General features: G+C 62.9%; 23 protein-coding genes and 1 tRNA gene. 12 read left to right on the forward strand and 12 right to left on the reverse strand.

The genetic code is table 11. The features are described 5' to 3' along the window. Positions 1-10 precede the first annotated feature (10 nt). The 7 genes from ACYG9Z_RS27290 (at position 11) to ACYG9Z_RS27320 (ending at position 7,127) form a co-directional block, all read left to right on the forward strand. Entirely contained in the window at positions 11-1,102 is a 1,092-nt protein-coding gene (locus ACYG9Z_RS27290) for an ABC transporter ATP-binding protein (RefSeq protein WP_023730147.1), read from the forward strand. Then, positions 1,103-1,969, forward strand: coding sequence for a carbohydrate ABC transporter permease (locus ACYG9Z_RS27295; RefSeq protein ID WP_023670975.1), 867 nt, complete (start codon positions 1,103-1,105; stop codon positions 1,967-1,969). It begins immediately after the preceding gene. A 1-nt stretch (position 1,970) separates the two neighbouring features. Continuing rightward, positions 1,971-2,885 (forward strand): carbohydrate ABC transporter permease, encoded by a 915-nt coding sequence (locus ACYG9Z_RS27300; protein ID WP_023670976.1) that lies wholly within the window; start codon positions 1,971-1,973, stop codon positions 2,883-2,885. Between the two features lie 67 nt (positions 2,886-2,952). Next, positions 2,953-3,240, forward strand: coding sequence for a DUF2160 domain-containing protein (locus ACYG9Z_RS27305; RefSeq protein ID WP_023684653.1), 288 nt, complete (start codon positions 2,953-2,955; stop codon positions 3,238-3,240). Positions 3,241-3,317: 77 nt separating this feature from the next. Next, complete coding sequence (locus tag ACYG9Z_RS27310) at positions 3,318-5,045, forward strand: ABC transporter substrate-binding protein (protein WP_023684654.1); 1,728 nt, start codon at positions 3,318-3,320, stop codon at positions 5,043-5,045. Positions 5,046-5,134: 89 nt separating this feature from the next. Beyond that, entirely contained in the window at positions 5,135-6,628 is a 1,494-nt protein-coding gene (glpK, locus tag ACYG9Z_RS27315; RefSeq protein WP_023752212.1) for a glycerol kinase GlpK, read from the forward strand. Between the two features lie 22 nt (positions 6,629-6,650). Next, positions 6,651-7,127, forward strand: coding sequence for a DUF6882 domain-containing protein (locus ACYG9Z_RS27320; protein ID WP_023752213.1), 477 nt, complete (start codon positions 6,651-6,653; stop codon positions 7,125-7,127). A gap of 90 nt (positions 7,128-7,217) precedes the next feature. Here the strand turns inward: ACYG9Z_RS27320 and ACYG9Z_RS27325 are convergent, their stop codons facing one another. Beyond that, positions 7,218-7,709 carry a BA14K family protein gene (locus ACYG9Z_RS27325; RefSeq protein ID WP_023693412.1) on the reverse strand — a complete coding sequence of 164 codons (492 nt, stop codon included), beginning with the start codon at positions 7,707-7,709 and terminating at the stop codon, positions 7,218-7,220. 321 nt (positions 7,710-8,030) lie between these two features. On the opposite strand from ACYG9Z_RS27325, the gene ACYG9Z_RS27330 reads away from it, so the two are divergent. Next, positions 8,031-8,106 (forward strand) — tRNA-Lys (locus tag ACYG9Z_RS27330). Between the two features lie 47 nt (positions 8,107-8,153). Here the strand turns inward: ACYG9Z_RS27330 and ACYG9Z_RS27335 are convergent. The 6 genes from ACYG9Z_RS27335 to ACYG9Z_RS27360 form a co-directional block, all read right to left on the reverse strand. Next, a complete protein-coding gene (locus ACYG9Z_RS27335; RefSeq protein ID WP_023670982.1) occupies positions 8,154-9,215 on the reverse strand; it encodes an ABC transporter ATP-binding protein in 1,062 nt (353 codons plus the stop codon). 39 nt (positions 9,216-9,254) lie between these two features. Then, a complete protein-coding gene (locus ACYG9Z_RS27340) occupies positions 9,255-10,076 on the reverse strand; it encodes a carbohydrate ABC transporter permease (RefSeq protein ID WP_023726672.1) in 822 nt (273 codons plus the stop codon). Then, entirely contained in the window at positions 10,077-11,015 is a 939-nt protein-coding gene (locus tag ACYG9Z_RS27345; protein ID WP_023693414.1) for a carbohydrate ABC transporter permease, read from the reverse strand. Continuing rightward, on the reverse strand, positions 11,015-12,352 hold the full coding sequence (locus ACYG9Z_RS27350) for an ABC transporter substrate-binding protein (RefSeq protein ID WP_023752214.1): 1,338 nt from the start codon (positions 12,350-12,352) through the stop codon (positions 11,015-11,017). The genes ACYG9Z_RS27345 and ACYG9Z_RS27350 overlap by 1 nt, the downstream gene beginning before the upstream one ends. Positions 12,353-12,418: 66 nt before the next feature. Continuing rightward, the gene (locus ACYG9Z_RS27355; RefSeq protein WP_023752215.1) at positions 12,419-13,078 is read right to left on the reverse strand and encodes a GntR family transcriptional regulator; all 660 of its coding nucleotides are present in this window, start codon (positions 13,076-13,078) and stop codon (positions 12,419-12,421) included. Between the two features lie 23 nt (positions 13,079-13,101). Then, complete coding sequence (locus ACYG9Z_RS27360; protein WP_023684663.1) at positions 13,102-13,986, reverse strand: dihydrodipicolinate synthase family protein; 885 nt, start codon at positions 13,984-13,986, stop codon at positions 13,102-13,104. A gap of 250 nt (positions 13,987-14,236) precedes the next feature. On the opposite strand from ACYG9Z_RS27360, the gene ACYG9Z_RS27365 reads away from it, so the two are divergent. Then, a complete protein-coding gene (locus ACYG9Z_RS27365) occupies positions 14,237-15,379 on the forward strand; it encodes a hypothetical protein (RefSeq protein WP_023684664.1) in 1,143 nt (380 codons plus the stop codon). Positions 15,380-15,615: 236 nt separating this feature from the next. Here the strand turns inward: ACYG9Z_RS27365 and dprA are convergent, their stop codons facing one another. The 4 genes from dprA to ACYG9Z_RS27385 are packed head-to-tail and all read right to left on the reverse strand — an operon-like array spanning position 15,616 to position 19,638. Beyond that, positions 15,616-16,743 carry a DNA-processing protein DprA gene (gene dprA, locus ACYG9Z_RS27370; protein ID WP_023684665.1) on the reverse strand — a complete coding sequence of 376 codons (1,128 nt, stop codon included), beginning with the start codon at positions 16,741-16,743 and terminating at the stop codon, positions 15,616-15,618. After that, on the reverse strand, positions 16,740-17,345 hold the full coding sequence (gene plsY / locus ACYG9Z_RS27375; protein ID WP_023752216.1) for a glycerol-3-phosphate 1-O-acyltransferase PlsY: 606 nt from the start codon (positions 17,343-17,345) through the stop codon (positions 16,740-16,742). Before plsY ends, dprA begins: the two co-directional genes overlap by 4 nt. Before the next feature lie 44 nt (positions 17,346-17,389). Then, positions 17,390-18,676 (reverse strand): dihydroorotase, encoded by a 1,287-nt coding sequence (locus ACYG9Z_RS27380; RefSeq protein WP_023752217.1) that lies wholly within the window; start codon positions 18,674-18,676, stop codon positions 17,390-17,392. Next, entirely contained in the window at positions 18,673-19,638 is a 966-nt protein-coding gene (locus ACYG9Z_RS27385; protein WP_023752218.1) for an aspartate carbamoyltransferase catalytic subunit, read from the reverse strand. Before ACYG9Z_RS27385 ends, ACYG9Z_RS27380 begins: the two co-directional genes overlap by 4 nt. Before the next feature lie 196 nt (positions 19,639-19,834). Here ACYG9Z_RS27385 and ACYG9Z_RS27390 point away from each other — a divergent pair, with 196 nt between their 5' ends. The 3 genes from ACYG9Z_RS27390 to ACYG9Z_RS27400 all read left to right on the forward strand — a co-directional run bounded on the left by ACYG9Z_RS27390 (position 19,835) and on the right by ACYG9Z_RS27400 (position 22,516). Next, on the forward strand, positions 19,835-21,463 hold the full coding sequence (locus ACYG9Z_RS27390; RefSeq protein ID WP_023700749.1) for a DNA alkylation response protein: 1,629 nt from the start codon (positions 19,835-19,837) through the stop codon (positions 21,461-21,463). A 124-nt stretch (positions 21,464-21,587) separates the two neighbouring features. After that, a complete protein-coding gene (locus tag ACYG9Z_RS27395; protein WP_023688597.1) occupies positions 21,588-22,175 on the forward strand; it encodes a hypothetical protein in 588 nt (195 codons plus the stop codon). Beyond that, a complete protein-coding gene (locus tag ACYG9Z_RS27400) occupies positions 22,175-22,516 on the forward strand; it encodes a DUF6105 family protein (protein WP_023752219.1) in 342 nt (113 codons plus the stop codon). The genes ACYG9Z_RS27395 and ACYG9Z_RS27400 overlap by 1 nt, the downstream gene beginning before the upstream one ends. On the opposite strand, the gene ruvX is transcribed toward ACYG9Z_RS27400, so the two are convergent. Continuing rightward, complete coding sequence (ruvX, locus tag ACYG9Z_RS27405; protein WP_023724364.1) at positions 22,434-22,940, reverse strand: Holliday junction resolvase RuvX; 507 nt, start codon at positions 22,938-22,940, stop codon at positions 22,434-22,436. The genes ACYG9Z_RS27400 and ruvX overlap by 83 nt on opposite strands. Positions 22,941-23,096: the final 156 nt, after the last annotated feature.

Raw genomic sequence — 23,096 nt, forward strand, 5'->3', positions numbered from 1 at the left:
GGGGGAAGAGATGGCGCGCATCGACGTCAACCATGTCAGGCACTCCTACCTGCCCAACCCGCAGAAGGATGCCGATTTTGCGCTGCGGGAAGTGCACCACACTTTCGAGGATGGCGGCGCCTATGCGCTGCTTGGGCCTTCGGGTTGCGGCAAGACCACGCTGCTCAACATCATTTCGGGACTTCTGCACCCCTCGCACGGTGAGTTGCTGTTCAACGGCAAGGACGTCACCAATCTGTCGACGCAGGAGCGCAACATCGCGCAGGTGTTCCAGTTCCCGGTCATCTACGACACCATGACCGTCTACGACAATCTGGCCTTCCCGCTGCGCAACCGCGGCGTGCCGGAGGCCGATGTCGACCGCAAGGTGCGCGAGACGCTAGAGATGATCGACCTGGCGTCGTGGGCGAAGAAGAAGGCGAGGGGCCTGACCGCCGACCAGAAGCAGAAGATCTCGCTCGGCCGCGGCTTGGTGCGCTCGGATGTCAATGCCATCCTGTTCGACGAACCGCTGACGGTTATCGATCCGCACATGAAGTGGGTGCTGCGCTCGCAGTTGAAGCAACTGCACCGCCGCTTCGGCTACACCATGGTCTATGTGACCCATGACCAGACCGAGGCGCTGACCTTCGCCGACCAGGTCGTCGTCATGTATGATGGCGGCATCGTCCAGATCGGCACGCCGGCTGAATTGTTCGAGCGCCCGCGCCACACATTCGTCGGTTACTTCATCGGCTCGCCCGGCATGAACGTCATGCCGGTGGCGATCGACGGCAAGACCGCGACCATTGGCAGCCAACGCATCGAGCTGCCCGGCGCGCCAAAGACCGCCGCTGGGAGCTCCGGCGCCATCGAACTCGGCATCCGCCCCGAATATGTCAGGCTCGGCCGTGACGGCATGGCGGTTAAAATCAGCAAGGTCGAGGATCTCGGCCGCCACAAGGTGGTGCGCGCCAGCCTCGAAGGCCGCGAGATCGCTGCCGTCATCGGCGAGGACGAGAGCGTGCCGGCCGACCCAAAGGTTCGCTTCGATCCGGCCGGCATCAACATCTATGCCGATTCCTGGCTGGTTGAGATGGGGCGTGTCGAGATGGGGGCATAGATGGAAAAGACCTGGAACAACAAGGCCTGGTTCCTGGTGCTGCCGGTGCTGGTGCTGGTGGCGTTCTCGGCCGTCATTCCGCTGATGACGGTCGTCAACTATTCGGTGCAGGACACCTTCGGCAACAACGTCTTCTTCTGGGCAGGCACCCAGTGGTTCGAGGAACTGCTGTCGTCCAGCCGCTTCTGGGAAGCGATGGTGCGCAACCTGATCTTCTCCTTCATCATTCTGGCCATCGAAGTGCCGCTCGGCATATTCATCGCGCTCAACATGCCGAAGAAGGGCTGGGGCGTGCCGGTCTGCCTGGTGCTTATGTCGTTGCCGCTGCTCATTCCGTGGAACGTCGTCGGCACCATCTGGCAGGTCTTCGGCCGCAACGACATCGGCCTGCTCGGCTACTACGTCAACGCGCTCGGCATCGACTACAATTACGTTCAGGATCCGTTCGACGCCTGGGTCACCATCATCATCATGGACGTCTGGCACTGGACCAGCCTTGTCGTGCTGCTCTGCTATGCCGGCCTGGTTTCGATCCCGGATGCCTTCTACCAGGCGGCCAAGATCGACGGCGCCTCGCGCTGGGCGGTGTTCCGTTATATCCAGCTGCCGAAGATGCAGCGTGTGCTTTTGATCGCCGTGCTGTTGCGCTTCATGGATAGCTTCATGATCTACACCGAGCCCTTCGTCGTCACCGGCGGCGGCCCCGGCAACTCGACCACCTTCCTGTCGATCGACCTCGTCAAGACCGCGCTCGGCCAGTTCGACCTCGGTCCGGCGGCCGCCATGTCACTGGTCTACTTCCTGATCATCCTGTTGTTGTCGTGGGTGTTCTACACCGTGATGACCAACTACGACGCGGAGCGCTGAGATGAGCGGCGCCAACGAAAGAGCCGACAGAGTGAGCGAAACCACCGCTTCGGGAAAATTGGCGAGCACGCTTTCGCAGGATCAGGTCGCCCGGCTGATGCGCAAGCGCGGCGAGGAATCGCGCTGGTGGTGGATCGTGCCGACGATCTACATCATCGTGCTTCTGCTGCCGATCTACTGGCTCATCAACATGAGCTTCAAGACCAATGCCGAGATCGTCTCCTCGCTGACGCTCTATCCGCATCAGCCTACGATCGCCAACTACGTCACTATCTTCACCGATGCGTCCTGGTATTCGGGCTACATCAACTCGATCACCTATGTTGTCATGAACATGGTGATTTCCGTGGCTGCGGCGCTGCCGGCGGCCTACGCCTTTTCGCGCTACCGCTTCCTCGGCGACAAGCATCTGTTCTTCTGGCTGCTGACCAACCGCATGGCGCCGCCGGCAGTGTTCGCGCTGCCGTTCTTCCAGCTCTATTCGGCTTTCGGCCTGATCGACACCCACATCGCTGTGGCGCTGGCGCACTGCCTGTTCAACGTGCCGCTGGCGGTGTGGATCCTCGAAGGCTTCATGTCGGGCGTGCCCAAAGAGATCGACGAAACAGCCTATATCGACGGCTACTCCTTCCCGCGCTTCTTCGTCAGGATATTCATGCCGCTGATCGCCAGTGGCATCGGTGTCGCCTGCTTCTTCTGCTTCATGTTCTCATGGGTCGAGCTTTTGATCGCTCGCACGCTGACGACCACCGATGCCAAGCCCATCGCCGCCACCATGACCCGCACCGTCTCGGCCGCCGGCATGGACTGGGGCCTGCTTGCCGCCGCCGGCGTGCTGACGCTGATCCCCGGCGCGCTCGTCATCTGGTTTGTCCGCAACTACATCGCCAAGGGCTTCGCCCTGGGGAGGGTGTGATGAAACAAAAGCACGGGTTCACCCTCACCACCACCGCCAAGGGCTTTGCCCTGGGGAGGGTGTCACCATGAATCTCGACCTCACCTGGATGGCGTGGACGTGGCCGACGGCGGCGTTCTTCGGCACCATTCTTCTGCTGCTGTGTGGCATGGCGTTTTGGGAATTTGCCTCGCCGGGCGGCAATCCGCGCGCCGGCATCCTGCGCTTCGAGACGACGCGCGGCGACCGTCTTTTTCTGTCGCTGCTTGGCAGCGCCTTTATCCATCTCGCTTGGCTGGGTCTTGTCGGATCCAACCTGTGGTGGGCTCTCGCTCTCTCCGTGGTCTACGCCGTCGGCGTGTTCCGCTACGTATAGAGGGGGAAACTGTTGGATCGACCGCGTGCCGGCGGCCGTTCCAGATCGCACTTGAAACCTAAATGTGGAGGAAACCTATGCGACGGCAATTTTTAACATCAACAACTGCCCTTGTCCTGTTGCTCGGGGTAGGCAACGCCTACGCCGGAATGGATGAGGCCAAGGCGTTTCTGGACAAGGAAATCGGCCCGCTGTCGACGCTCGACCGCGCCGGCCAGGAAGCAGAAATGCAGTGGTTCATCGATGCCGCGAAGCCTTTCGCCGGCATGGACATCAAGGTCGTGTCCGAAACCATCGCCACCCACCAGTATGAATCGCAGGTGCTGGCGCCGGCCTTTACCGCCATCACTGGCATCAAGATCACGCATGACGTCATCCAGGAAGGCGACGTCGTCGAGAAGATCCAGACCCAGATGCAGACCGGCCAGAACCTTTATGACGGCTGGGTCAACGATTCCGACCTGATCGGCACCCACTGGCGCTACCAGCAGGTCCGCAACCTGACCGACTGGATGGCGGGCGAGGGCAAGGACGTTACCAATCCGAACCTCGACCTGAAGGATTTTATCGGCACCTCCTTCACCACCGCGCCGGACAAGAAGCTCTATCAGCTGCCCGACCAGCAGTTCGCCAACCTCTACTGGTTCCGTTACGACTGGTTCAACGACGAGAAGAACAAGGCCGACTTCAAGGCGAAATACGGCTACGACCTCGGCGTTCCCGTGAACTGGTCGGCCTATGAGGACATCGCCGAGTTCTTCACCGGCCGCGAGATCGATGGCAAGAAGGTCTATGGCCACATGGACTATGGCAAGAAGGACCCGTCGCTCGGCTGGCGCTTCACCGACGCCTGGCTGTCGATGGCCGGCAACGGCGACAAGGGCCTGCCGAACGGCCTGCCGGTCGACGAATGGGGCATCAAGGTCAACGAGAAATCACAGCCGGTCGGCTCCTGCACGGCGCGCGGCGGCGACACCAACGGCCCGGCTGCCGTCTACTCGATCCAGAAATACCTCGACTGGCTGAAGGCCTACGCTCCGGCCGAAGCCCAGGGCATGACGTTCTCCGAATCCGGCCCGGTGCCGGCACAGGGTGCGGTCGCGCAGCAGATATTCTGGTACACCGCCTTCACCGCTTCGATGGTCGACGCCGGCGCCAAGGCGGTGCTGAACGAGGACGGTACGCCGAAGTGGCGCATGGCCCCGTCGCCGCATGGCGTCTACTGGAAGGACGGCATGAAGCTCGGCTATCAGGACGTGGGTTCCTGGACGCTGATGAAGTCGACGCCGACCGACCGCGCCAAGGCCGCCTGGCTCTACGCGCAGTTCGTGACCTCGAAGACGGTCGACGTGAAGAAGAGCCATGTCGGCTTGACCTTCATCCGCGAAAGCACGATCCACGACAAGAGCTTCACCGAACGTGCGCCGAAGCTCGGTGGTCTGATCGAGTTCTACCGCTCGCCGGCCCGCGTTCAGTGGTCGCCGACCGGCACCAACGTGCCCGATTATCCGAAGCTGGCACAGCTCTGGTGGCAGGCGATCGGCGATGCCTCGTCCGGCGCCAAGACGGCGCAGGAAGCCATGGACTCGCTCTGCGCCGAGCAGGAAAAAGTCATGACCCGCATCGAGAAGTCGGGCGTCCAGGGCGATATCGGCCCGAAGATGGCCGAAGAGCATGACCTCGCCTACTGGAACGCCGACGCGGTCAAGAACGGCAATCTCGCGCCTCAGCTGAAGATCGAAAACGAGAAGGAAAAGCCGATCACCATCAACTACGACGAACTGGTGAAGAGCTGGCAGAAGTAATCTTGGCGTACGCGCCAGGATCATAGTGAACGGGGAGGCGGCATCTTGCCGTCTCCCCTGTTTGTATAGGCGAGCTACCGGGAGGACTAATGACCGGATACATCCTTGCAATCGACCAGGGTACGACATCGACCAGGGCGATCCTGTTCGACGGCGCGATGAAGGTCGCCGGCAGCAAGCAGCAGGAATTCACGCAGCATTATCCTGCCTCCGGCTGGGTCGAGCATGATCCGGAAGAGATCTGGGCAAGCGTCGTCGCGACGGTCAAAGGCGCGCTGAAGGCCGCCGGCCGCGAGGCCTCGGATGTGGCGGCGATCGGCATCACCAACCAGCGCGAAACCGTCGTCATCTGGGACAAGGCGACTGGCAAGCCGATCCACAATGCCATCGTCTGGCAGGACCGCCGCACCGCGCCGCTGTGCCAGAAGCTGAAAAAACACGGCCTGGAGAAAAAGTTCACCAAAAAGACCGGCCTTCTGCTCGATCCCTATTTCTCCGGCACCAAGATCGCCTGGATGCTGGACAAGGTAAAAGGTGCGAGAAAGCGCGCCGAAAAGGGCGAACTGCTCGCCGGCACCATCGACAGTTTTTTGATCTGGCGGCTGACCGGCGGCAAGGTGCATGCGACGGATGCCACCAACGCCTCGCGCACGCTGGTCTACAACATCGAGAAAAATGTCTGGGACGACGAGCTGCTCTCCATCCTGCGCATCCCGGTGGCGATGCTGCCTGAGGTCAAGGATTGTGCCGACGACTACGGTGTGACGGAAAAAGGCCTGTTTGGCGCCGAAATCAAAATCCTTGGCGTGGCCGGCGATCAGCACGCAGCGACCATCGGCCAGGCCTGTTTCGAGCCAGGCATGATGAAATCGACCTATGGCACCGGCTGCTTTGCGCTGCTCAACACCGGCGCCGATCTGGTGCGCTCGAAGAACCGGCTGTTGACCACCATCGCCTATCGGCTGAACGGCAAGACTACCTATGCCTTGGAAGGCTCGATCTTCATCGCCGGTGCCGCCGTGCAATGGCTGCGCGACGGCATCAAGGTGATCGGCAAGGCCGAGCATAGCGGCGTTTTGGCGGCAACCGCCGACCCCACGCAGAACGTCTATCTGGTGGCGGCTTTCGTCGGTCTCGGCGCGCCGCATTGGGACGCCGAGGCGCGTGGCGCGATCTTCGGGCTGACGCGCAACTCAGGCCCGGCGGAGTTTGCCCGCGCGGCGCTGGAATCCGTCGCCTACCAGACCCGCGATCTCCTCGACGCAATGCGCAAGGACTGGAAGGGGGCGTCGGCCAAAACCGTGCTTCGCGTCGACGGCGGCATGGTGGCCTCCGACTGGACCATGCAGCGGCTGGCCGATATCCTCGATGCGCCGGTCGATCGCCCGACCATTCTGGAGACGACGGCGCTGGGTGCGGCGTGGCTTGCCGGCTCGAAAGCAGGCGTGTGGCCGAAGGCGAAGGATTTTGCCAACAGCTGGGCGCTCGAGCGCCGCTTCAAGCCGGACATGGATGCCACGGTGCGCTCGGCAAAACTCGCGGGCTGGCGCAATGCGGTGCGCCGGACGCTGAGCGCGCGGTAGTAAATCATGGCGGGGGAAGGGGATGAATCCACACTGGTATGGGGCCTGGCGCGACGAGGCTGTCGAACAATTGGATGCAAAGAATGCACGCTTGCAGCAGGAGTTCCGACTCGGCAGTTGGCCTCGCTATGACTATGATCTGACAGAAGGAAAGCTTCTGTTCTCGGACAACGGCATCACCAAGGTCGTCGCCGAAATCCAAATCGCCGGATCGACGAGTGCCAAGGCCAGCAACTGGCTCTGGGCTTGGGCAAATTCAAACCTGCCTGGCGAACTGCTTGCCGACGCAAAGCTGGTTCGGTCATTCGGACAGGAGCATTCCATTGATGAGCTGGCTCAATCCTATGCGATAGCTTTGAACAACGACCTGGAAGTGCTCGGCTGGAAGATGACCGCAGTTGCGGTTCGAATCTGCAACGGCCTCGGTGCATACCGTTCTCCGCGTGGTGAAGGCGGAGCCCTGTATCTGATCTTCAAGAGCGTCAATTGGGCCAGCTAATCCGCCGCGCCCGTACCCAAGCAACCTACGGAAAGGCCCGCGCCGTTGCCGGCGCGGGCTTTTCTACACAACACTTGGTACCAACTCAGCTCAATAGGGCGAATTGCACTGCCGACGCGGGCCGTAATTGGGCTGGAATGTGTTGTCCGAAGCGCGGTACGACCGATAGTGGTCGTAGCACCACTGCACATGCGCATCGCCGCGGTTGTTCTCGCTGTTGACGATCGCGCCGGTGATCAAGGCGCCGGTGGCGAAGGCAGCCAGCGGGAACCAGTAGTCGCCGTGACGGCGATAGCCGCGGTGATATTCGCGATAGCCGCGATGGCCATTCCAATAGCTGCCGCCATCATTGTTGCGCGAGAATTGGCGGCCTACGCGGAAATCGCGATTGCCGGAATTGCGGTTGCCATGGCGCATCCACCGCCAGTTGTCATGACGAGAATCGCCCACATTCACGATGTCGGACGAAGTTGCTGATGACTGGGGCACGAACATCTGGGCGGCATTGGCCGGCATAGCGGCGGCCGCGGCAAACGAAATTGACAGGGTGGTCGCCAGTAGACCCGTTGCGATCTTGTTCATGATCTTCTCCTTGAAGGGTGGTTGACGTCCCTTGTGAGACGAAAACGGCCCGCTCGTGCGATGGTTCCACCAAAACAGTAAGTTGCTGATTTGTAATGTTTCTCGAATTTGGCGCGTGAGAAAAGGCGCGTTTCGCGCGCCAACAGATCGAAGCGGCGACCACGTTGCGGGAGCGGCTCACCGGGCTGGTGACGACGCAATTTGCGGCGCGTCGGGCGATGGCCGAAACCCCGGTGGAACGGCCATCTTTTTCCGGTTGACCGGTCGCGGCACTCTCCCTATGTTCCGCGCAATTTCGAGGGCGGCCTTTAGAGCCCGCGGGAGCGCGTAGCTCAGCCGGTAGAGCAACTGACTTTTAATCAGTAGGTCTCGGGTTCGAACCCCGACGCGCTCACCAGAAATATTTCGTGCGGAAGTTGCCCTGTCAGCAGCCCCCATCGCCCCCTACAATCGCCGCCCGGTCTTGACGTCGAACAGATGAGCGCAGGCGCGGTCGATCTCGATGCGCATCTGCTCGCCCTGTTTCAGTGCCAGCCGCTCGCGGAAAAGGCAGGAGATTTCTTCTCCGGCGCAGTCGACCCTGGCAAAGATTTCCGAACCCGTTGCTTCCAGAAGCACGATCGTGCCGGCGATTCCTTTGGCGGTCGTCGCTCGGATGTGTTCGGGACGGATGCCGTAGATGAGGTCGCCGCCGGGTATGTTTGCCAGGTCGATGCCTTCCGGCAGCGGCAAGATCAGTCCACCGGCGCTGCGGAAAACACCTTCCTCGACATGGCCCCGAATGAAATTCATCGCGGGCGAGCCGATGAACCCGGCAACGAAGAGGTTGGCCGGGCGATCGTAGAGATCGAGCGGTGCGCCGATCTGCTCGACAAGGCCGTCATGCAGCACGACGATCTTGTCGGCCATGGTCATGGCCTCGATCTGGTCGTGGGTAACGTAGATGGTGGTGGTTCCCAGCCGCTGGTGCAGCGCCTTGATCTCGCCGCGCATCTGCACGCGCAATTTGGCGTCGAGATTGGACAGCGGCTCGTCGAACAGGAACACCTGCGGGTCGCGCACGATGGCGCGGCCCATGGCGACGCGCTGGCGCTGGCCGCCGGAAAGCTGACGCGGATAGCGGTCGAGCAGCTTGTCCAGGCCGAGAATGCTGGCGGCCCTGCCGACGCGGCCGGCGGTGTCGGCCGGATCGGCTTTCTTGATCTTCAGGGCAAAGCCCATATTGTCGGCCACCGTCATATGCGGATAGAGCGCGTAGTTCTGGAACACCATGGCGATGTTTCGGTCGCGCGCCCTGAGATTGTTGACGACGCGATCGCCAATGGCGATCCTGCCGCCCGAGATCGTTTCCAGTCCGGCAATCATGCGCAGCAGCGTCGACTTTCCGCAGCCCGACGGCCCGACCAGGATGACGAATTCGCCATCGGCGATGTCGACGCTGACATCGTGGATGATCTTGGCGGCTCCGAAAGCCTTCTGAACGTTGTTGATTGTTACCGATGCCATTGGATTTCTCCCGGAAATGAGTGATGTCGGGGCCGTGCCTCAGCCGCCCTTGACGGCGCCTGCGGTCAGCCCGGCGACGATCTGCCTTTGCGCGAACAGGGTCAGCACCAGCACCGGCAGCGTCACCACAAGTGCCGCGGCGGCGAGCGGACCCCAGCTCACCTGCTCGTAGGAAAGCATGTTGTAGACGGCGACCGGCAGCGTGCGGGTCTCGCGGCTGGCGAGCACAATGCCGAAGACGAAATTGTTCCATGAGAAGATGATCGACAGGATCAAGGCGACGACAATGCCCGGCTTGGCGATGGGCAAGGCGACCAGCCGGAACACCTGCCAGGAACTGGCGCCATCGATGTTGGCCGCTTCTTCCAGCTCCATCGGCGTGGTCTCGAAATAGCCGATCATCACCCAGACCACGATCGGCACCGTCACCACCAGATGGATGATGATCTGCGGCCACAGTGTGCCGAGAATGCCGACCCACTGGAACAGCAGGAACAGCGGAATGAGATAGGAAAGCCCCGGCGTCATGCGGGCGATCATGATGACCACCGCCGAGCGTTCGGCCTTGAGCCGCGCGATGCCATAGCCGGCCGGCACGCCGATGAGCAGCGCGAGCAACGTTGCCGTGCCCGTCACCAGAACCGAATTCCAGAAATAGAGCAGGAAATTGTTCTCCTCGAATACCTTCACATAGTTCGACCAGGCGAGATGTTCCGGGATCAGGATCGGCGGGTATGCACCGTTGTCGATCTCGAACTTCAGCGACAGCGAGATCATCCAGAGGAAGAACAGGATCGCCGGCGAGACGAAGACCAGAGCCGCGAAAAACAGCCCGATCCGGTTGAGCAGCCGTGAACTCATCTATTTGCCCTCCACCCCGATCCATTGGGAGCGCTGGCGCAGCATCAGCAGGATGAAGGACAGCGCGACGATGACGATGAAGAACACCACGGCCATGGCCGAGCCATAGCCGATGTCGTAGTAGGAGAAGGCGGTGTTGTAGAGATAGATGTTGATGGTTTCCGAGGCCGTGCCCGGTCCGCCCTGGGTCATGGCATAGATGATGTCAAAACTTTTCAGCGCATCGATGGTGCGGATGATCATCGCGATCATCAGGAACGGCGCGATCATCGGCAAGGTGAGATAGCGGAATTGCTGCCAGGCGTTGGCGCCATCGATCTCGGCGCTCTCGAAGGGCTCGCGCGGCACGGAGGCCAAGCCGCCCAGCACGATCAGCATCACCAGCGGCGTCCACTGCCATGTCTCGACCGCAACCAGGGACGGGATGACCGTCCTGGCATTAAAGATCCATTCCTGCGCCGGGATGCCGACCAGCGACAACAGATAGTTGAGCACGCCGAGCTGGGGATGGAACATCATCGTCCAGACCAGCGCCACGGCGACTGGCGTTGCCATCATCGGCATGACGAAGACGCCGCGCAACAGGCCGCGCAGCGGAAATTTGGCGTCGAAGATCAGCGCGGCGACAGTGCCGAGGAACATCGGCGCCGCAACCGAAAGCGCCGTGTAGGTCAGCGTATGGAAAAGCGATTCCCAGAAGCGTTGGTCGACGGCCAGCCGCAGGTAATTTTCCATCCCGGCAAAGCTTCGCGCCTGGCCGAGGGTCCAGCGGTTGACGCTCATCCACAGTGTGAAGGCCCAGGGAAAGACGATCACGGCGCCGACGACGACGAGCGCCGGGACGACGAAAGGCCAGTAGTTGGGAGCCAGCCGGATGGTCTGGCTCCCTTCGATGGCTTGCGTCGTCACCCCGGTGCGTTCTGGGGTGATGGCGGACATCAGCCTTGCTCGCTCCGGTCGAGCACCGGCTGGAACTGCTCGGTGGCCTTCTTCAGTTCCTCCGCCGGATCGGCGCCGGCGATCAGATTGGTCAGCGCCACGCCATAGATGTCGCGGAACTCGGTGACCGGAATGATGACCGGCAGCGACAGCCGGCTGACATTGCCCGAGCCGACCACGGCATCGAGCCAACTCGCCGGCATGGTGACGCCTTCGCGCACCTTGGGATTTTCCAGCACCGACTTGCGGAACGGCACGCCGGCACCCGCCTGCAGCAGGCGCGCGCCCATCGCGGGCGAAATCGCCCACTGGCAGAAGAGGTAGGCGGCCTCCTTCTTCTCGCTGGCGGCCGTCACGCCGAGGCCGTCGCCAAAGGTGCCGGCGGCATGCGCCTTAGGCCCCTTGGGCATGACGCCGTAGCCAACCTTGCCGACAACTCGTGACTTTTCCGGATTTTCCATTGGCGGGGCAAAGCCGACGCCATCGAACCACATCCCGATCTTGCCTTGCAGGAAGGCGGACTGGGCTTCGGCCCAGTTGAATCCGGTGACGCCTGGAGGCGCCGACTTGGTCATCAGCCGCTGGTAGAGGCTGGCCGCCTCGACCGCCTCGGGCGAGGTCGTGCGCAGCTTGCCCTTGTCGTCGAGCGGCGTCATGTCGTAGCCGAGCATAAGCGACGTCCACACCGGCGTGTTGGCGTTCTTGAGGCCGCGGGCGACAAAGCCGTAGGTGTTGGTCGACGGGTCGGTCAGCGCTTCGGCGGCCGCCATCAGTTGCTCGAAGGTTTCAGGGTATTTGAGGCCCTTGGCCTCGAACAATTCCTTGTTCCAGTAGACGATCCAGTAGTCGACTGAGAACGGCAGCGAGCGCAACACGCCCTGGCCGTCCTTGGCAAACAGCATGCCGGCATCGGCGAAATCGGTTTCCACCAGCGCAGGATCGGTCAGGGTCGAGTCAGCGAGATAGCCTGATATGTCGGCCAGCCAGCCGCCCTTTTCGAACTGCCGCTTCTGCACGTGGTAGCTCAGATGCACTACATCGAAGCTCGGCTTGCCGGAGCTGAGTTCGATCACCGTCTTCTGGCGCTGCTGCTGTTCCGGCGTCGCTTCGGCATTGACCTTGATCCCGGTCAGTTCCTCGAACTCGGCGATATATTTTATCAGCGTGTCGCTGCGCGGGCTTTTCACCAGATTGACGTCAAGCGTCGTTCCCGCAAAGCGCTTCCAGTCGACGCCGGCGGCAAAGCTTGGGCGAACACCGGCAAAGCCGGCGGCGGCAAGGGCGGCGGTTCCCTGGAGGAGTTGCCTCCTGGTTGGGTTGAACAGATTGGACGACATTTTCTTCCTCCCGGTTGTTGTCGTTGTCGATTGCGCCGCAGCGACCGCGGCGCGGCTCATGCTTCCTCAGATTTGCAGCGCCAGCCGGCGCGCCTTATCGATATGCTGGCTAATGGCCTCGACAGCCTTGCCAGGGTCGCGGCTCTGCATCGCATCGATCACCGCCAGGTGCTCGCGCATGACCGGCACGACGCGCCCGTCGATACGGAACCGTTCCTGGTGGATCAGGCGGATCTTCACCGAATTGACCAGATAGGCCTTGGCGATGATCTCGTTGCCCAGCGCATCGATGAACGTGTCGTGCATGGCCCAGTCGATGGTCTGCGCCTTGGCCTCCATCTCCGGCGTCGGGGTCTGCTCCAGCGCCTGGGCAAGCATGTCCTCATGCTCGCGCCGCAAGCGGGCAAGCTCGGCATCGGAGGCGCTTACCGTAAACAGCGCCACCGCTTCACGCTCCATGAACAGGCGGAACTGAAAGGCCTCGCGGATCAGGCTGATGTCGATATGGGCGATCTGCATGCCGCGCTGCGGGATGGTCGTGAGAAGTCCTTCAGCCTCGAGACGCGGCACGATCTCGCGAATGGCGCCGAGCGGCAGTCCGGTGAAGGCAACCAGTTCGCGTTGCGACACGAACTGGCCCGGCAGGAGGTCGCGGGCCAGCAGATGCCGCGTGAAGCTGGCATAGGCCTTCTCCCTGAGGGTGGTCGGTTCGTTGCCGTCTTCCATTTCGGCGCGCTTCCCTTTGCCGGTCAGGCCGGTTCCCTGGCAAACAAGCTGTCATAGGCTGCGGCAAGCTGCTGCTGCCCTTGCAAAGCGATCGGCTCCAGCGGCGGACGGACCGCCAGCCAGCGCTCGTCGCCGGTCTTGCGCGCCACCATCACCTTTACCGCGGGGGTGACCTGATATTTGAGCAATTCGAGCACAAAACTTTCGACGCGAGGATCGTCGCGCCCGTCCTCGGCCATGGCGCGGATTTCGCCCGGGACGAAATTGGCCATGCCCGAGATTGCGCCTTGAGCACCCAGTCTCACCGCACGCGCCAGATGCCTTTCATCGCCGATCAGGATCACCAGATCGCCATGGGCGGCAAGCAGCGCCTCGCTGTAGCTCCAATTTCCACCGGAATCCTTGACCCCGGCGACCACGTCGGGAAAAGCAGTGCGCAACCGGCCGATCAGGCCAAGCGAAAGCTGCACCATGGTAACCGAAGGGATGTTGTAGAGCAGCACGTCACGGGCGAGGGGGCCAAGCGCGGCAAAGACGGCGGAGAACCAGCCGAAAAGGCCATCGTCGCCGACATTCTTGAAGTAGCTCGGCGGGGCCAGCAGAATGTTTCGGGCGCCTCGCTGCAAGGCATGCTGTGCCTGTTCGGCGGCGTCTTCGGCGGCGTCGACCAGCACGCCGGCAACGAGTTGATGCGGCAAGATTCCAGCAGCCAGCATGGCTTCGTTCACCGACCGCCGCTCCGTCGTGCCCACCGATGCGCCTTCCCCTGTGGTGCCGAAAAGCGTCACGCTGCCGCAACCCTGCGCCAGGCAACTGTTGGCCTGAGCGATCATGAGGGCGGTGGCGATCTGCCCTCGGGCATCGAAAGGTGTGGCGAGAGCGGCCGAAAGGCCAAAGCGTGATGTCACCGGAAGGTCTCCGAAGTAGGTGTGTATGCCGCGTTAGCACACTAACATGTTAGTCGTAAATTGGGGTGGTGCGCTTTTTTAACAGCGGAGGGCCTTATCGAGCGGTTCACGGGTTCGAAGCTCATGGCGGATCGAGACCATTGGCGAAACAGCAGGATGGCCCAGTGTTCGGGCGCGGAGCGGCAGCTCCAACCTTGTCCCCATCCCAGTCGATGGCTAAACTCAGCCTTTCCCAGGGGAGGGTTCTGACATGACACTTCAGCTTTCGGCGGATGCTGTCGCTCCTAAGGCGGCGGCGCCTCAAAAGTACCTCTTCGGCCCGGTCGCCGATTTCCTCATGCTGGGCGGCAGCGCCTTTCTCATCCTGCCGGTGCTGTTTCTCGTTCCGCTCGAATATGAAGGTCCGGTGGCCGCAACGATGGTCTTCGTAGCCTATCTCGTGAACTATCCCCACTTCGCCCACTCCTACCAGCTCTTCTACCGCAATTTCGGGCGCAAGGTGACGGGCGACGGCTACGACAGGAGCCTGCAGCTCCGCTACATTTTCGCGGGCGTTGTCGTGCCCCTGGTCATGGCCGGGTTCTTTGCCTATGGCGCCGCGGCGGCGAACACGCGCCTGCTCGGCTATGCCACCAACGCCATGTTCTTTTTTGTCGGTTGGCACTACGTCAAGCAGGGCTACGGCATGCTGATGGTGGATGCGGTGCTGAAGCGCAAATTCTTCGACGACCGCGACAAGAAGGTGCTGCTGGTCAACTCCTATGCCGTGTGGATCCTGGCATGGCTGCAGACGAATACGGCGGTCACCCAGGGCAAATATTATGGCCTGGACTATTACACATTCGCGGCCCCTTCCTGGATTACCGACATCGGCGTGCTGGCGGCCGTTGCGTCGACGGCGGCCACGCTCTTGATGCTGGTCAATCGCTGGCGGAAGAACGGTGGCGGCCTGCCCTATAACGGTTTGGTGGCCTATGTCGCGTCGCTCTATCTCTGGATCCTGATTGCGCGCGTAAACCCGCTTTGGCTGCTGATCGTTCCCGCGCTCCACTCGCTGCAGTATCTCGCCGTGGTCTGGCGCTACCAGACGAACGTCGAGCGAGACAGTTCCGATGCCGAAGGCGATCCGCAGCCGAAAATCCTGTCCTTTCTTGGCCCCCTCTACAGGTTTCGGCTCCTCGGCTTCATCGTCGGCGGCACGGCCCTTGGCTATCTCGGCTTCTGGCTGATCCCATCCGCGCTGACGGCTTTGATTCCCTATGACAGGCAAGTGCTGGGGTCATCGCTGTTCTTCTTCATCGTGCTCATCTTCATCAATGTGCACCATTATTTTCTCGACAATGTGATGTGGCGCCGTGGCAATCCGGAGGTATCGAAGTATCTGTTCCGCTGACTGATGCGCAGCCTGTCGAGCCCGGTTTTCGTCAGCTGTCGAGTATGCCATTGCGAGCGTGATCGTCAGTGCAACGGAGAGCCCTGGAATGGCGGAGTGCTTTTCCGAGAGCCGCCTGGAAAAATACCCTGCGGTGGCATCTGTACCGGCGTTGGCGACTATGCCGAGGTTGGCGCCGCCGGCGTGACCCTCGACGCGTGAGTTGCGGCCGACGTGCGGCGGGATCGGCTGGAACGTCACGAAACCAGTGAGACATTGCCGCCGGCATGGCGCTCGATGCGGCCGGCAAGGTCGAGTTCCAGCAGCACCATGGAGACTTGCGCGGCGTTGAGGCCGGTGTGGCGGATGATCTCGTCCACGCCCACCGGCGTTGGGCCCAGCGCCTCGAGCACGCCGCTGCGTTCGTCCTCACCGGGCGGGGGTGTTGCCGAAAAATCGGGTGCCTTTTCTGGCGGCGCAATGCTTCGCGTTCGCGTGCCCGCCAGGGGTGCGATCGCACCGGAAACGTCGGCCGCCTCGGTGACCAGGGTGGCGCCATCCTTGAGCAGCCCGTTGGAGCCGGCGCAGCGCAGATCGAGCGGCGAACCCGGTACGGCAAAGACCAGCCGGCCCATCTCGCCGGCCAGGCGCGCGCTGATCAGCGAGCCGGAGCGTTGCGCAGCTTCGATCACCACCAGTCCGAGGGCGGCGCCCGCGACAAGCCGGTTGCGGCGCGGAAAATCCTGCGCCCGCGGCTGCCAGCCGAACGGCATTTCCGAAATAACGGCGCCGCCACGCTCGGCAATGTCTTCGCACAAGCCGATATTTTCGGGCGGGTAGGGGACATCGAGCCCACCGGCCAGCACGCCGACTGTGCCAGTGGAAAGACTGCCTTGGTGTGCGGCCGTGTCGATGCCGCGCGCCAGGCCGGAAACGATGACGTAGCCGTCGCGGCCAAGATCCGCCGCCAGCATGCGCGCCATCTTGATGCCGGCGAGCGACGCGTTGCGGGCGCCGACGATGGCCACCGCCGGCAGGCGAAAGACGGCTGCCTCGCCCTTCACGGCAATCAGCGGCGGCGGATTGTCCATGTTTTTCAGCATCGGCGGGTAGTCGGCCTCGCCGATGCCGACGAAGCGGGCGCCGTTTTCACTGGCTGCGTCGAGTTCTGCTTCGGCTTCCTCGACGGAAGGAATGCGCATGATCCTTTTGGCTCCGCCCGAAATCATCAGCTCGGGCAGCATCTCCAACGCCGCCTCGGCCGAACCAAAGCGGTTGATCAATTCGCGAAACGAGGCCGGGCCGACATTTTGGGTGCGGATCAGCCGCAGCCAGCTCAGCCGCTGCCGGTCGCTGAGGCGCGGCCCGGCGGCGGGCTTGCTCAACGCTTGGCTCCGATCTTGCCTTCGGTGCCGGCAAGAAGGCGCGAAATGTTGGCGCGGTGTTTGAAGATGACGATCAGGCTCATCACCAGGAACAGCCCGGCGGTCTCAGGTGTGCTCCAGAAATAAAGCGCGATCGGCACGATGACCGCCGCCGTCAGCGCTGCCAGCGAGGAATAGCGAAACAGAAAAGCCATCGCCAGCCAGACGACGATAAAGATCAGCGCCACATGCCAGCCGAGCGCGATCAGCACGCCGAGATAGGTCGCCACGCCCTTGCCGCCCTTGAAACCGAGCCAGATCGGAAACAGGTGGCCGAGGAAGGCGCCAACGCCCGCCCAGAGTCCAAGGCCGGCCCACAATCCGAAGTCGTGTCCAAAATGGCGCGCGATCATCACCGCCGCCGTACCCTTCAACGCGTCGAGCACCAGCGTCGCGGCGGCGAGGCCCTTGTTGCCGGTGCGCAGAACGTTGGTGGCGCCGATATTGCCGGAGCCGATCTTGCGCACATCGCCGAGGCCGGCCGCGCGGGTGATCAAGAGGCCGAAGGGAATCGAGCCGAAGAGATAGCCGAACAGCAATGCCAGGATAACGTCGTAACTCATTGTTTCCCCCGCATTCCCCGAGCAGAATATCGGTCGCGATCGCTCTAGGTGGAAAACACTGTGCGGCCCGCCACCAGCGTTTGCAAGACCATGCCTTGCAGCCGCGCACCTTCGAAGCAGGTGTTTTTCGAGCGCGAACGGATGCCGCTTTCACTGACGATCCAGGGTTCTCCGAGGTCGATCAGCGCAAGATCGGCCGGCGCTCCCGGCTTCAGCGTGCCGCCCGGCAGGCCGAACAGCCTTGCTGGTGCGGTGGACAGTGTTTCGACCAGCCGAAGCAGCGGCACGTCGCCATTGTGGTAAAGCCGAAGCGCTGCTCCAAGCAGCGTCTCCAACCCGATCGCGCCGGCAGCTGCATCGGCGAAGGGCAGGCGCTTGGTGTCGACATCCTGCGGGTCGTGCGAGGAGACGATGATGTCGATCGTGCCGTCCTTGACCGCCTCGATCATGGCCAGCCGGTCTTCCTCGGCGCGCAAAGGCGGCGTCAGCCGGAAGAAGGTGCGGTATTCCCCGACATCGTTTTCGTTCAGCGACAGATTGTGGATCGCCACGCCCGCCGTGACATTGGCCTGGTCGGCTTTCGCGCGCGTCACCGCTTGCGCTGCCGTCGCCGTCGAGATCTTGGCCGCGTGATAGGCGCCGCGCGTCAGCCGCGCCAGCGCCAGGTCGCGCTCCAGCGGGATGGACTCGGCCTCGCGCGGAATGCCGGCAAGGCCGAGCCAGCTAGCATACAGGCCTTCATTCATCACGCCTGCCGAAGCGAGGTCGCCATCCTGTGTCTCATGTGCGATGACGCCACCGAAATCGCGGGCATAGGTGAGAGCCCGGCGCATCACCAGTGCGCTGGATATTGTGTGCCGCCCATCGGTGAAGGCGACCGCACCGGCCTCGCGCAACAGGCCGAATTCGGTCATCTCGCGACCGGCGAGGCCTTTGGTGATCGCCGCCGCCGGAAAGATGTTGACGCTTGCCGTGTCCCGGGCGGTGCGCAGCACGAATTCGACCAGCGCGACATTGTCGATCACCGGGTCGGTGTCGGGCATCATAACGACGGAGGTGACGCCGCCGGCCGCCGCCGCAACGCTGGCCGAAGCGATGGTCTCGCGATGTTCGCCGCCCGGTTCGCCGATGAAGACGCGCGCGTCGATCAGGCCGGGAATGATAGCCTTGCCGGCGCAGTCGACCACGGTGGCTCCCGCCGGCAGGCCCTGGTTCAGGGCAGCCTTGCCGGCGGCAACGATCTTTTTCCCTTCGACGATGACGGTGCCGACCTCGTCGATGCCGCGTGACGGGTCGACGATGCGGGCGCGCTCAAAGACCGTCGTGCTCATGGGCCGCGGCCCTCTGCATTGCTGCGGGGATCGAGCAGCGCTTCCATGACCGCCATGCGCACGGCCACCCCCATCTCGACCTGTTCCTGGATGACGCTTTGCGGCCCGTCGGCGATCTCGGAGGCAATCTCGACGCCGCGGTTCATCGGACCTGGATGCATCACCAGCGCGCCGTCCTTGGCGGCCTTCAGCTTTTCGGCATCGAGGCCGAAATAGCGGAAATATTCGCGCACCGAAGGCACGAAGGCGCCTTCCATCCGCTCACGCTGCAAGCGCAGCATCATCACCACGTCGGCGCCCTTGAGGCCCTCGGCCATCGAGCGCGAGACGATGACGCCCATTTTCTCGATGCCGGACGGCAGCAGCGTCGAAGGCGCCACGACCCGCACCTGCGCGCCAAGCGCGTTCAACAGCATGATGTTGGAACGCGCGACGCGCGAATGCAGGATGTCGCCGCAGATCGCCACGATGAGCTTCGACAGCGGCCCCTTGGCGCGCCGGATGGTCAGCGCGTCGAGCAGCGCCTGCGTTGGGTGCTCATGCGCGCCGTCGCCGGCATTGACCACCGAGCAGCCGACCTTCTGCGCCAAAAGGGCGGCGGCGCCCGCAGATTGGTGGCGGATGATCAGGATGTCGGGGCGCATGGCGTTCAGAGTCATGGCCGTGTCGATCAGCGTCTCGCCCTTCTTCACCGAAGAGCTCGCCACCGACATGTTCATGACGTCGGCGCCGAGCCGTTTCCCGGCCAGTTCGAACGACGACTGCGTGCGCGTCGAGGCTTCGTAGAAGAGGTTGATCTGGGTGCGGCCGCGCAGCGTCGAGGTCTTCTTTTCGGACTGCCGCGAAATGGCGACGGCGCGATCGGCCCGGTCGAGCAGAAGCTCGATGTCACCGGGGGAAAGATCGCGGATGCCCAGAAGATGGCGGTGAGGATAAAGCGGCAGGGACGAAGCGTCGGTCATCTCAAGGCGCTGCTATAGGGGGGAGAATTCCTTGCCGCAAGCGCAAGCTTGGGATTGCGGCCTTTCTCCCCGGTATTTTCGTCGCGCGCGCCGCCTGCCTTGGGCTATATCTAGCCGATTGCTTCGGATTCGAAGCCTTGTGATGATGAGGCCTTTCTAGCGTTAGAAGGCCCTTCTACTTTCAGAAGGATTGGGCGTGACCGACGACGTGACCAACCAGCCGCCGCCGCTGACGGGCGGCAACGCCTGGCGGGGCGATCCGTTGCTGATCCAGCTTGCCGAGCGTTTTTCCGATCCGGTGCGCAAGGACCTCGACGGGCTTGGCCGGTTCGTCCTGACGCAGGAGGCGCAGGAGCTGGCGCGCCTCGCCAACGTCGAGACGCCGAAGCTCCGCACGCATGACCGTCAGGGCCGGCGCATCGACCTCGTCGAATTCCATCCGGCCTATCATGCGCTGATGCGCCGCTCGGTTGCCGGCGGCCTGCATTCCTCGATCTGGGAAAACGGCGATAGCGAGATCGGCCGTCGCCATCAGGTGCGCGCCGCGCGTTTCTACCTGACCGCCGAACTCGAGACCGGGCATCTCTGCCCCATCACCATGACCAGCGCTTCGCTGGCCGCCCTGATGGCCAGCCCAAAGCTGTTTCGCGAATGGGCGCCGCGCGTGACGACGCGCAAATACGACCAGAGTCAGAAGCCGCCGGTCGACAAGACAGGGCTGACGCTCGGCATGGGCATGACCGAAAAGCAGGGCGGCACCGACGTGCGCGCCAACACCACACGGGCCGAACGCGCGGGCAGCGGCTTTTATCGCCTCACCGGCCACAAATGGTTCATGTCGGCGCCGATGTCAGACGCTTTTCTCGTGCTTGGACAGGCGCCGGAAGGGCTTTCCTGTTTTCTCGTCCCGCGCATCCTTGGCGACGGTTCCGGCAACGGCTTCCGCTTTCAGCGGCTGAAGGACAAGCTCGGCAACCGCTCCAATGCCTCGTCGGAGGTAGAGTTCGTCAACGCCATCGGCGAGATGGTCGGCGAGCCCGGCGCCGGCATAAAGACGATCATGGACATGGTCACGCTGACCCGGCTCGACTGCGCCGTCGCCTCGTCGGCAATCATGCGGGCGGGGCTGGCTGAGGCCGTGCATCACGCCCGTCACCGCCAGGTGGCCGGCTCGACGCTGATCGAACAGCCGCTGATGCAGCGCGTGCTGGCGGACATGGCGCTCGATGTCGCCGCCGCCACGGCACTCTCGTTCCGACTGGCGCGCTCCTTCGACGAGGCTGCCGGCGACCGCGGCGAGGCTGCCTTTGCCCGCGCCATGACCCCGGTGGTCAAATACTGGGTCTGCAAGATCGCGCCGCCACTGCTCTATGAGGCGATGGAGTGCCTCGGCGGCAATGGCTATGTCGAGGAAGCGCCGCTCGCCCGCTACTACCGCGAAGCCCCGGTCAATGCGATCTGGGAGGGCTCAGGCAATGTCATGGCGCTCGACGTGCTGCGCGTGCTCGGCCGCGCGCCCGGCCTGTTCGAGGAGGTGCTGGCCGGCATCGACCGCGATCTCGGCGCCGGCGGACGCGGAACCATTGGCGTGCTCAAGGCGGCCATGCAGGTCGCCGGCACCGATGAGGGGTCGGCCCGCCTGCTGACCGAACAGCTGGCGCTGTCGGCGGCAGCTGCGGAATTGCGCCGGCTGGGGGCAGGGCGGATTGCGGACGCCTTCGTCGAGACGCGGCTCGCCGGCCAGTGGCGCAACACCTATGGCATGCTCGATTCGCGCCACGATGCGCGCATGATCATCGACACGCTCTATCCGCCGGTGAATTGAGGGCCTTCCGCCAGGCCGTGAACGAATTTGCCTGCCTGTGGACAGCCGTTAACCTTAACGAATGGTTTCCGTTGCAGCCGCAGGCCGCAGACCCCACTGTCTTTGTCACCAAAGCAGGAATGCCATGCGGCACATTTTGACGTCCTTTCTGGCCTTGCACTGGGCGCTGGTTTTCGCCCTGCTGGCGTTCATCTGTGTCGATGGAAACCGCGGCGTTGCGGGCGCTCTGGGCGTGCTCGGCGTGGTCGTGGAAAACACTCGTCTGGCCGATCTCGACAATGCTGCCGTCGTGGCGCCGCTGGCCATCGCCTTGCTGGTCGTGGCGGTGCTGTTTTGCTGGGTCTTCGTCGAGAGCCTGGTTAACGCCGCAGCGAGCCCGGACGGAGCCGACAGTGTGGCGCGGACCGCCTTCATTTCGGCATCCGCGGTGTTGTCGCTGATCCTGATCGGCGGCGCAGCGCGAGGCATCAACGGCCTGTTTTTGGTTGTCGCCGTGCAATTGGCGGCACTTCTGGCCTCCTATGTCGCCATGCTGGCAGAGCGGAGGTCGGTCTTCGCCGTCATGGTTTCGCGGGAGGCAGAGAGCCGCGCCACCGCCCATGCCATGGCCAAGGGTGCCGCGCACGGCTCCTTGCTGTCGCGCATTTCCGGCCGTCCGGACATTGGTCCCAGCGGTCCCAGAGGCGGTTCCAGCCGCAGGGACGGTCACTGATGCGCACGCTGTTCGCATTGTGGGCAACGCCACTCGCTCTGTTCTGGGGCTGGTTCTTCCTGTCGCTCAACGACATCAATTTCGGCTACGTCATGCTCAGCCGGCAGCTGCATGATTTCGTGTTCCAGCTCTACGGGCAGATGCTGGGCATCGATCCGGCGATCATTCCGGGCATGGTGGCAAGGGCCTGCGTCTTTGACGGCTTCCTGCTGATGGCATTGTGGGCGTTTCGCCGCCGCCGCAACATCACGGCCTGGGTCAGGCGGCAGGCGGGGAATCCGGTTCCGTCCGATCGCGTGGGTCAAGCGACTGGAGCCGGTCCAGAACTCCCTGCAGAATAAAGGCCGCAGCCGCCGAATCGATCTTGCCGGCGCGCTTTCGGCGCGAGAAATCCATCTCGATCAGCGTCCGCTCCGCCGCCACCGTCGACAGCCGCTCGTCCCACAGCACGAAGGGCAGGTCGGTTATGCCTGCCATGTTGCGCACGAAGGCGCGCGACTTCTGGGCGCGGGGACCTTCCGAGCCGTCCATGTTGATAGGAAGGCCGAGTACAAACGCGCCGACATTATCCTTCTGCAGCTGGGCGAGCAGCGCTGCCGCATCCAGCGAAAACTTTTTACGCAGGATGACAGGGCGCGGATGGGCAAAGGACAGGCCGCGGTCGGAAACGGCGACACCGATCGTCTTGTCGCCGAGGTCGAGTCCGGCCAGCGTCCTGCCGCCCTCCAGCCGTGCCGGCAGATCCTCGATTGCTATGATGCCCAACGGCTTTCCCCAACCAGCTTTACCGTGACCCAGTCTAACCGTGACCCAGACTTACCGTGACCCAGACTTGCCGTCACAAAGAGCGCGACACGTTCTTTTGAACCGCGAGCACACTATGTCACTTTAATTTTGCTGCCGGCGTTCTATCTTCCGGCG

Source organism: Mesorhizobium sp. RSR380A (genome assembly GCF_054719385.1).

Coding starts and splice junctions, on each gene's coding strand:
- ACYG9Z_RS27295 (WP_023670975.1), top strand. CDS start 1,103: ATGGAAAAGACCTGGAACAACAAGGCCTGGTTCCTGGTGCTGCCGGTG.
- ACYG9Z_RS27350 (WP_023752214.1), bottom strand. CDS start 12,352: ATGTCGTCCAATCTGTTCAACCCAACCAGGAGGCAACTCCTCCAGGGA.
- ACYG9Z_RS27300 (WP_023670976.1), top strand. CDS start 1,971: ATGAGCGGCGCCAACGAAAGAGCCGACAGAGTGAGCGAAACCACCGCT.
- plsY (WP_023752216.1), bottom strand. CDS start 17,345: ATGAGTTACGACGTTATCCTGGCATTGCTGTTCGGCTATCTCTTCGGC.
- ACYG9Z_RS27340 (WP_023726672.1), bottom strand. CDS start 10,076: ATGAGTTCACGGCTGCTCAACCGGATCGGGCTGTTTTTCGCGGCTCTG.
- ACYG9Z_RS27320 (WP_023752213.1), top strand. CDS start 6,651: ATGAATCCACACTGGTATGGGGCCTGGCGCGACGAGGCTGTCGAACAA.
- ACYG9Z_RS27355 (WP_023752215.1), bottom strand. CDS start 13,078: ATGGAAGACGGCAACGAACCGACCACCCTCAGGGAGAAGGCCTATGCC.
- ACYG9Z_RS27325 (WP_023693412.1), bottom strand. CDS start 7,709: ATGAACAAGATCGCAACGGGTCTACTGGCGACCACCCTGTCAATTTCG.
- ACYG9Z_RS27290 (WP_023730147.1), top strand. CDS start 11: ATGGCGCGCATCGACGTCAACCATGTCAGGCACTCCTACCTGCCCAAC.
- ACYG9Z_RS27385 (WP_023752218.1), bottom strand. CDS start 19,638: ATGACCGACGCTTCGTCCCTGCCGCTTTATCCTCACCGCCATCTTCTG.
- ACYG9Z_RS27310 (WP_023684654.1), top strand. CDS start 3,318: ATGCGACGGCAATTTTTAACATCAACAACTGCCCTTGTCCTGTTGCTC.
- ACYG9Z_RS27335 (WP_023670982.1), bottom strand. CDS start 9,215: ATGGCATCGGTAACAATCAACAACGTTCAGAAGGCTTTCGGAGCCGCC.
- ACYG9Z_RS27305 (WP_023684653.1), top strand. CDS start 2,953: ATGAATCTCGACCTCACCTGGATGGCGTGGACGTGGCCGACGGCGGCG.
- ACYG9Z_RS27345 (WP_023693414.1), bottom strand. CDS start 11,015: ATGTCCGCCATCACCCCAGAACGCACCGGGGTGACGACGCAAGCCATC.
- ACYG9Z_RS27380 (WP_023752217.1), bottom strand. CDS start 18,676: ATGAGCACGACGGTCTTTGAGCGCGCCCGCATCGTCGACCCGTCACGC.
- ACYG9Z_RS27395 (WP_023688597.1), top strand. CDS start 21,588: ATGCGGCACATTTTGACGTCCTTTCTGGCCTTGCACTGGGCGCTGGTT.
- glpK (WP_023752212.1), top strand. CDS start 5,135: ATGACCGGATACATCCTTGCAATCGACCAGGGTACGACATCGACCAGG.
- ACYG9Z_RS27400 (WP_023752219.1), top strand. CDS start 22,175: ATGCGCACGCTGTTCGCATTGTGGGCAACGCCACTCGCTCTGTTCTGG.
- ACYG9Z_RS27365 (WP_023684664.1), top strand. CDS start 14,237: ATGACACTTCAGCTTTCGGCGGATGCTGTCGCTCCTAAGGCGGCGGCG.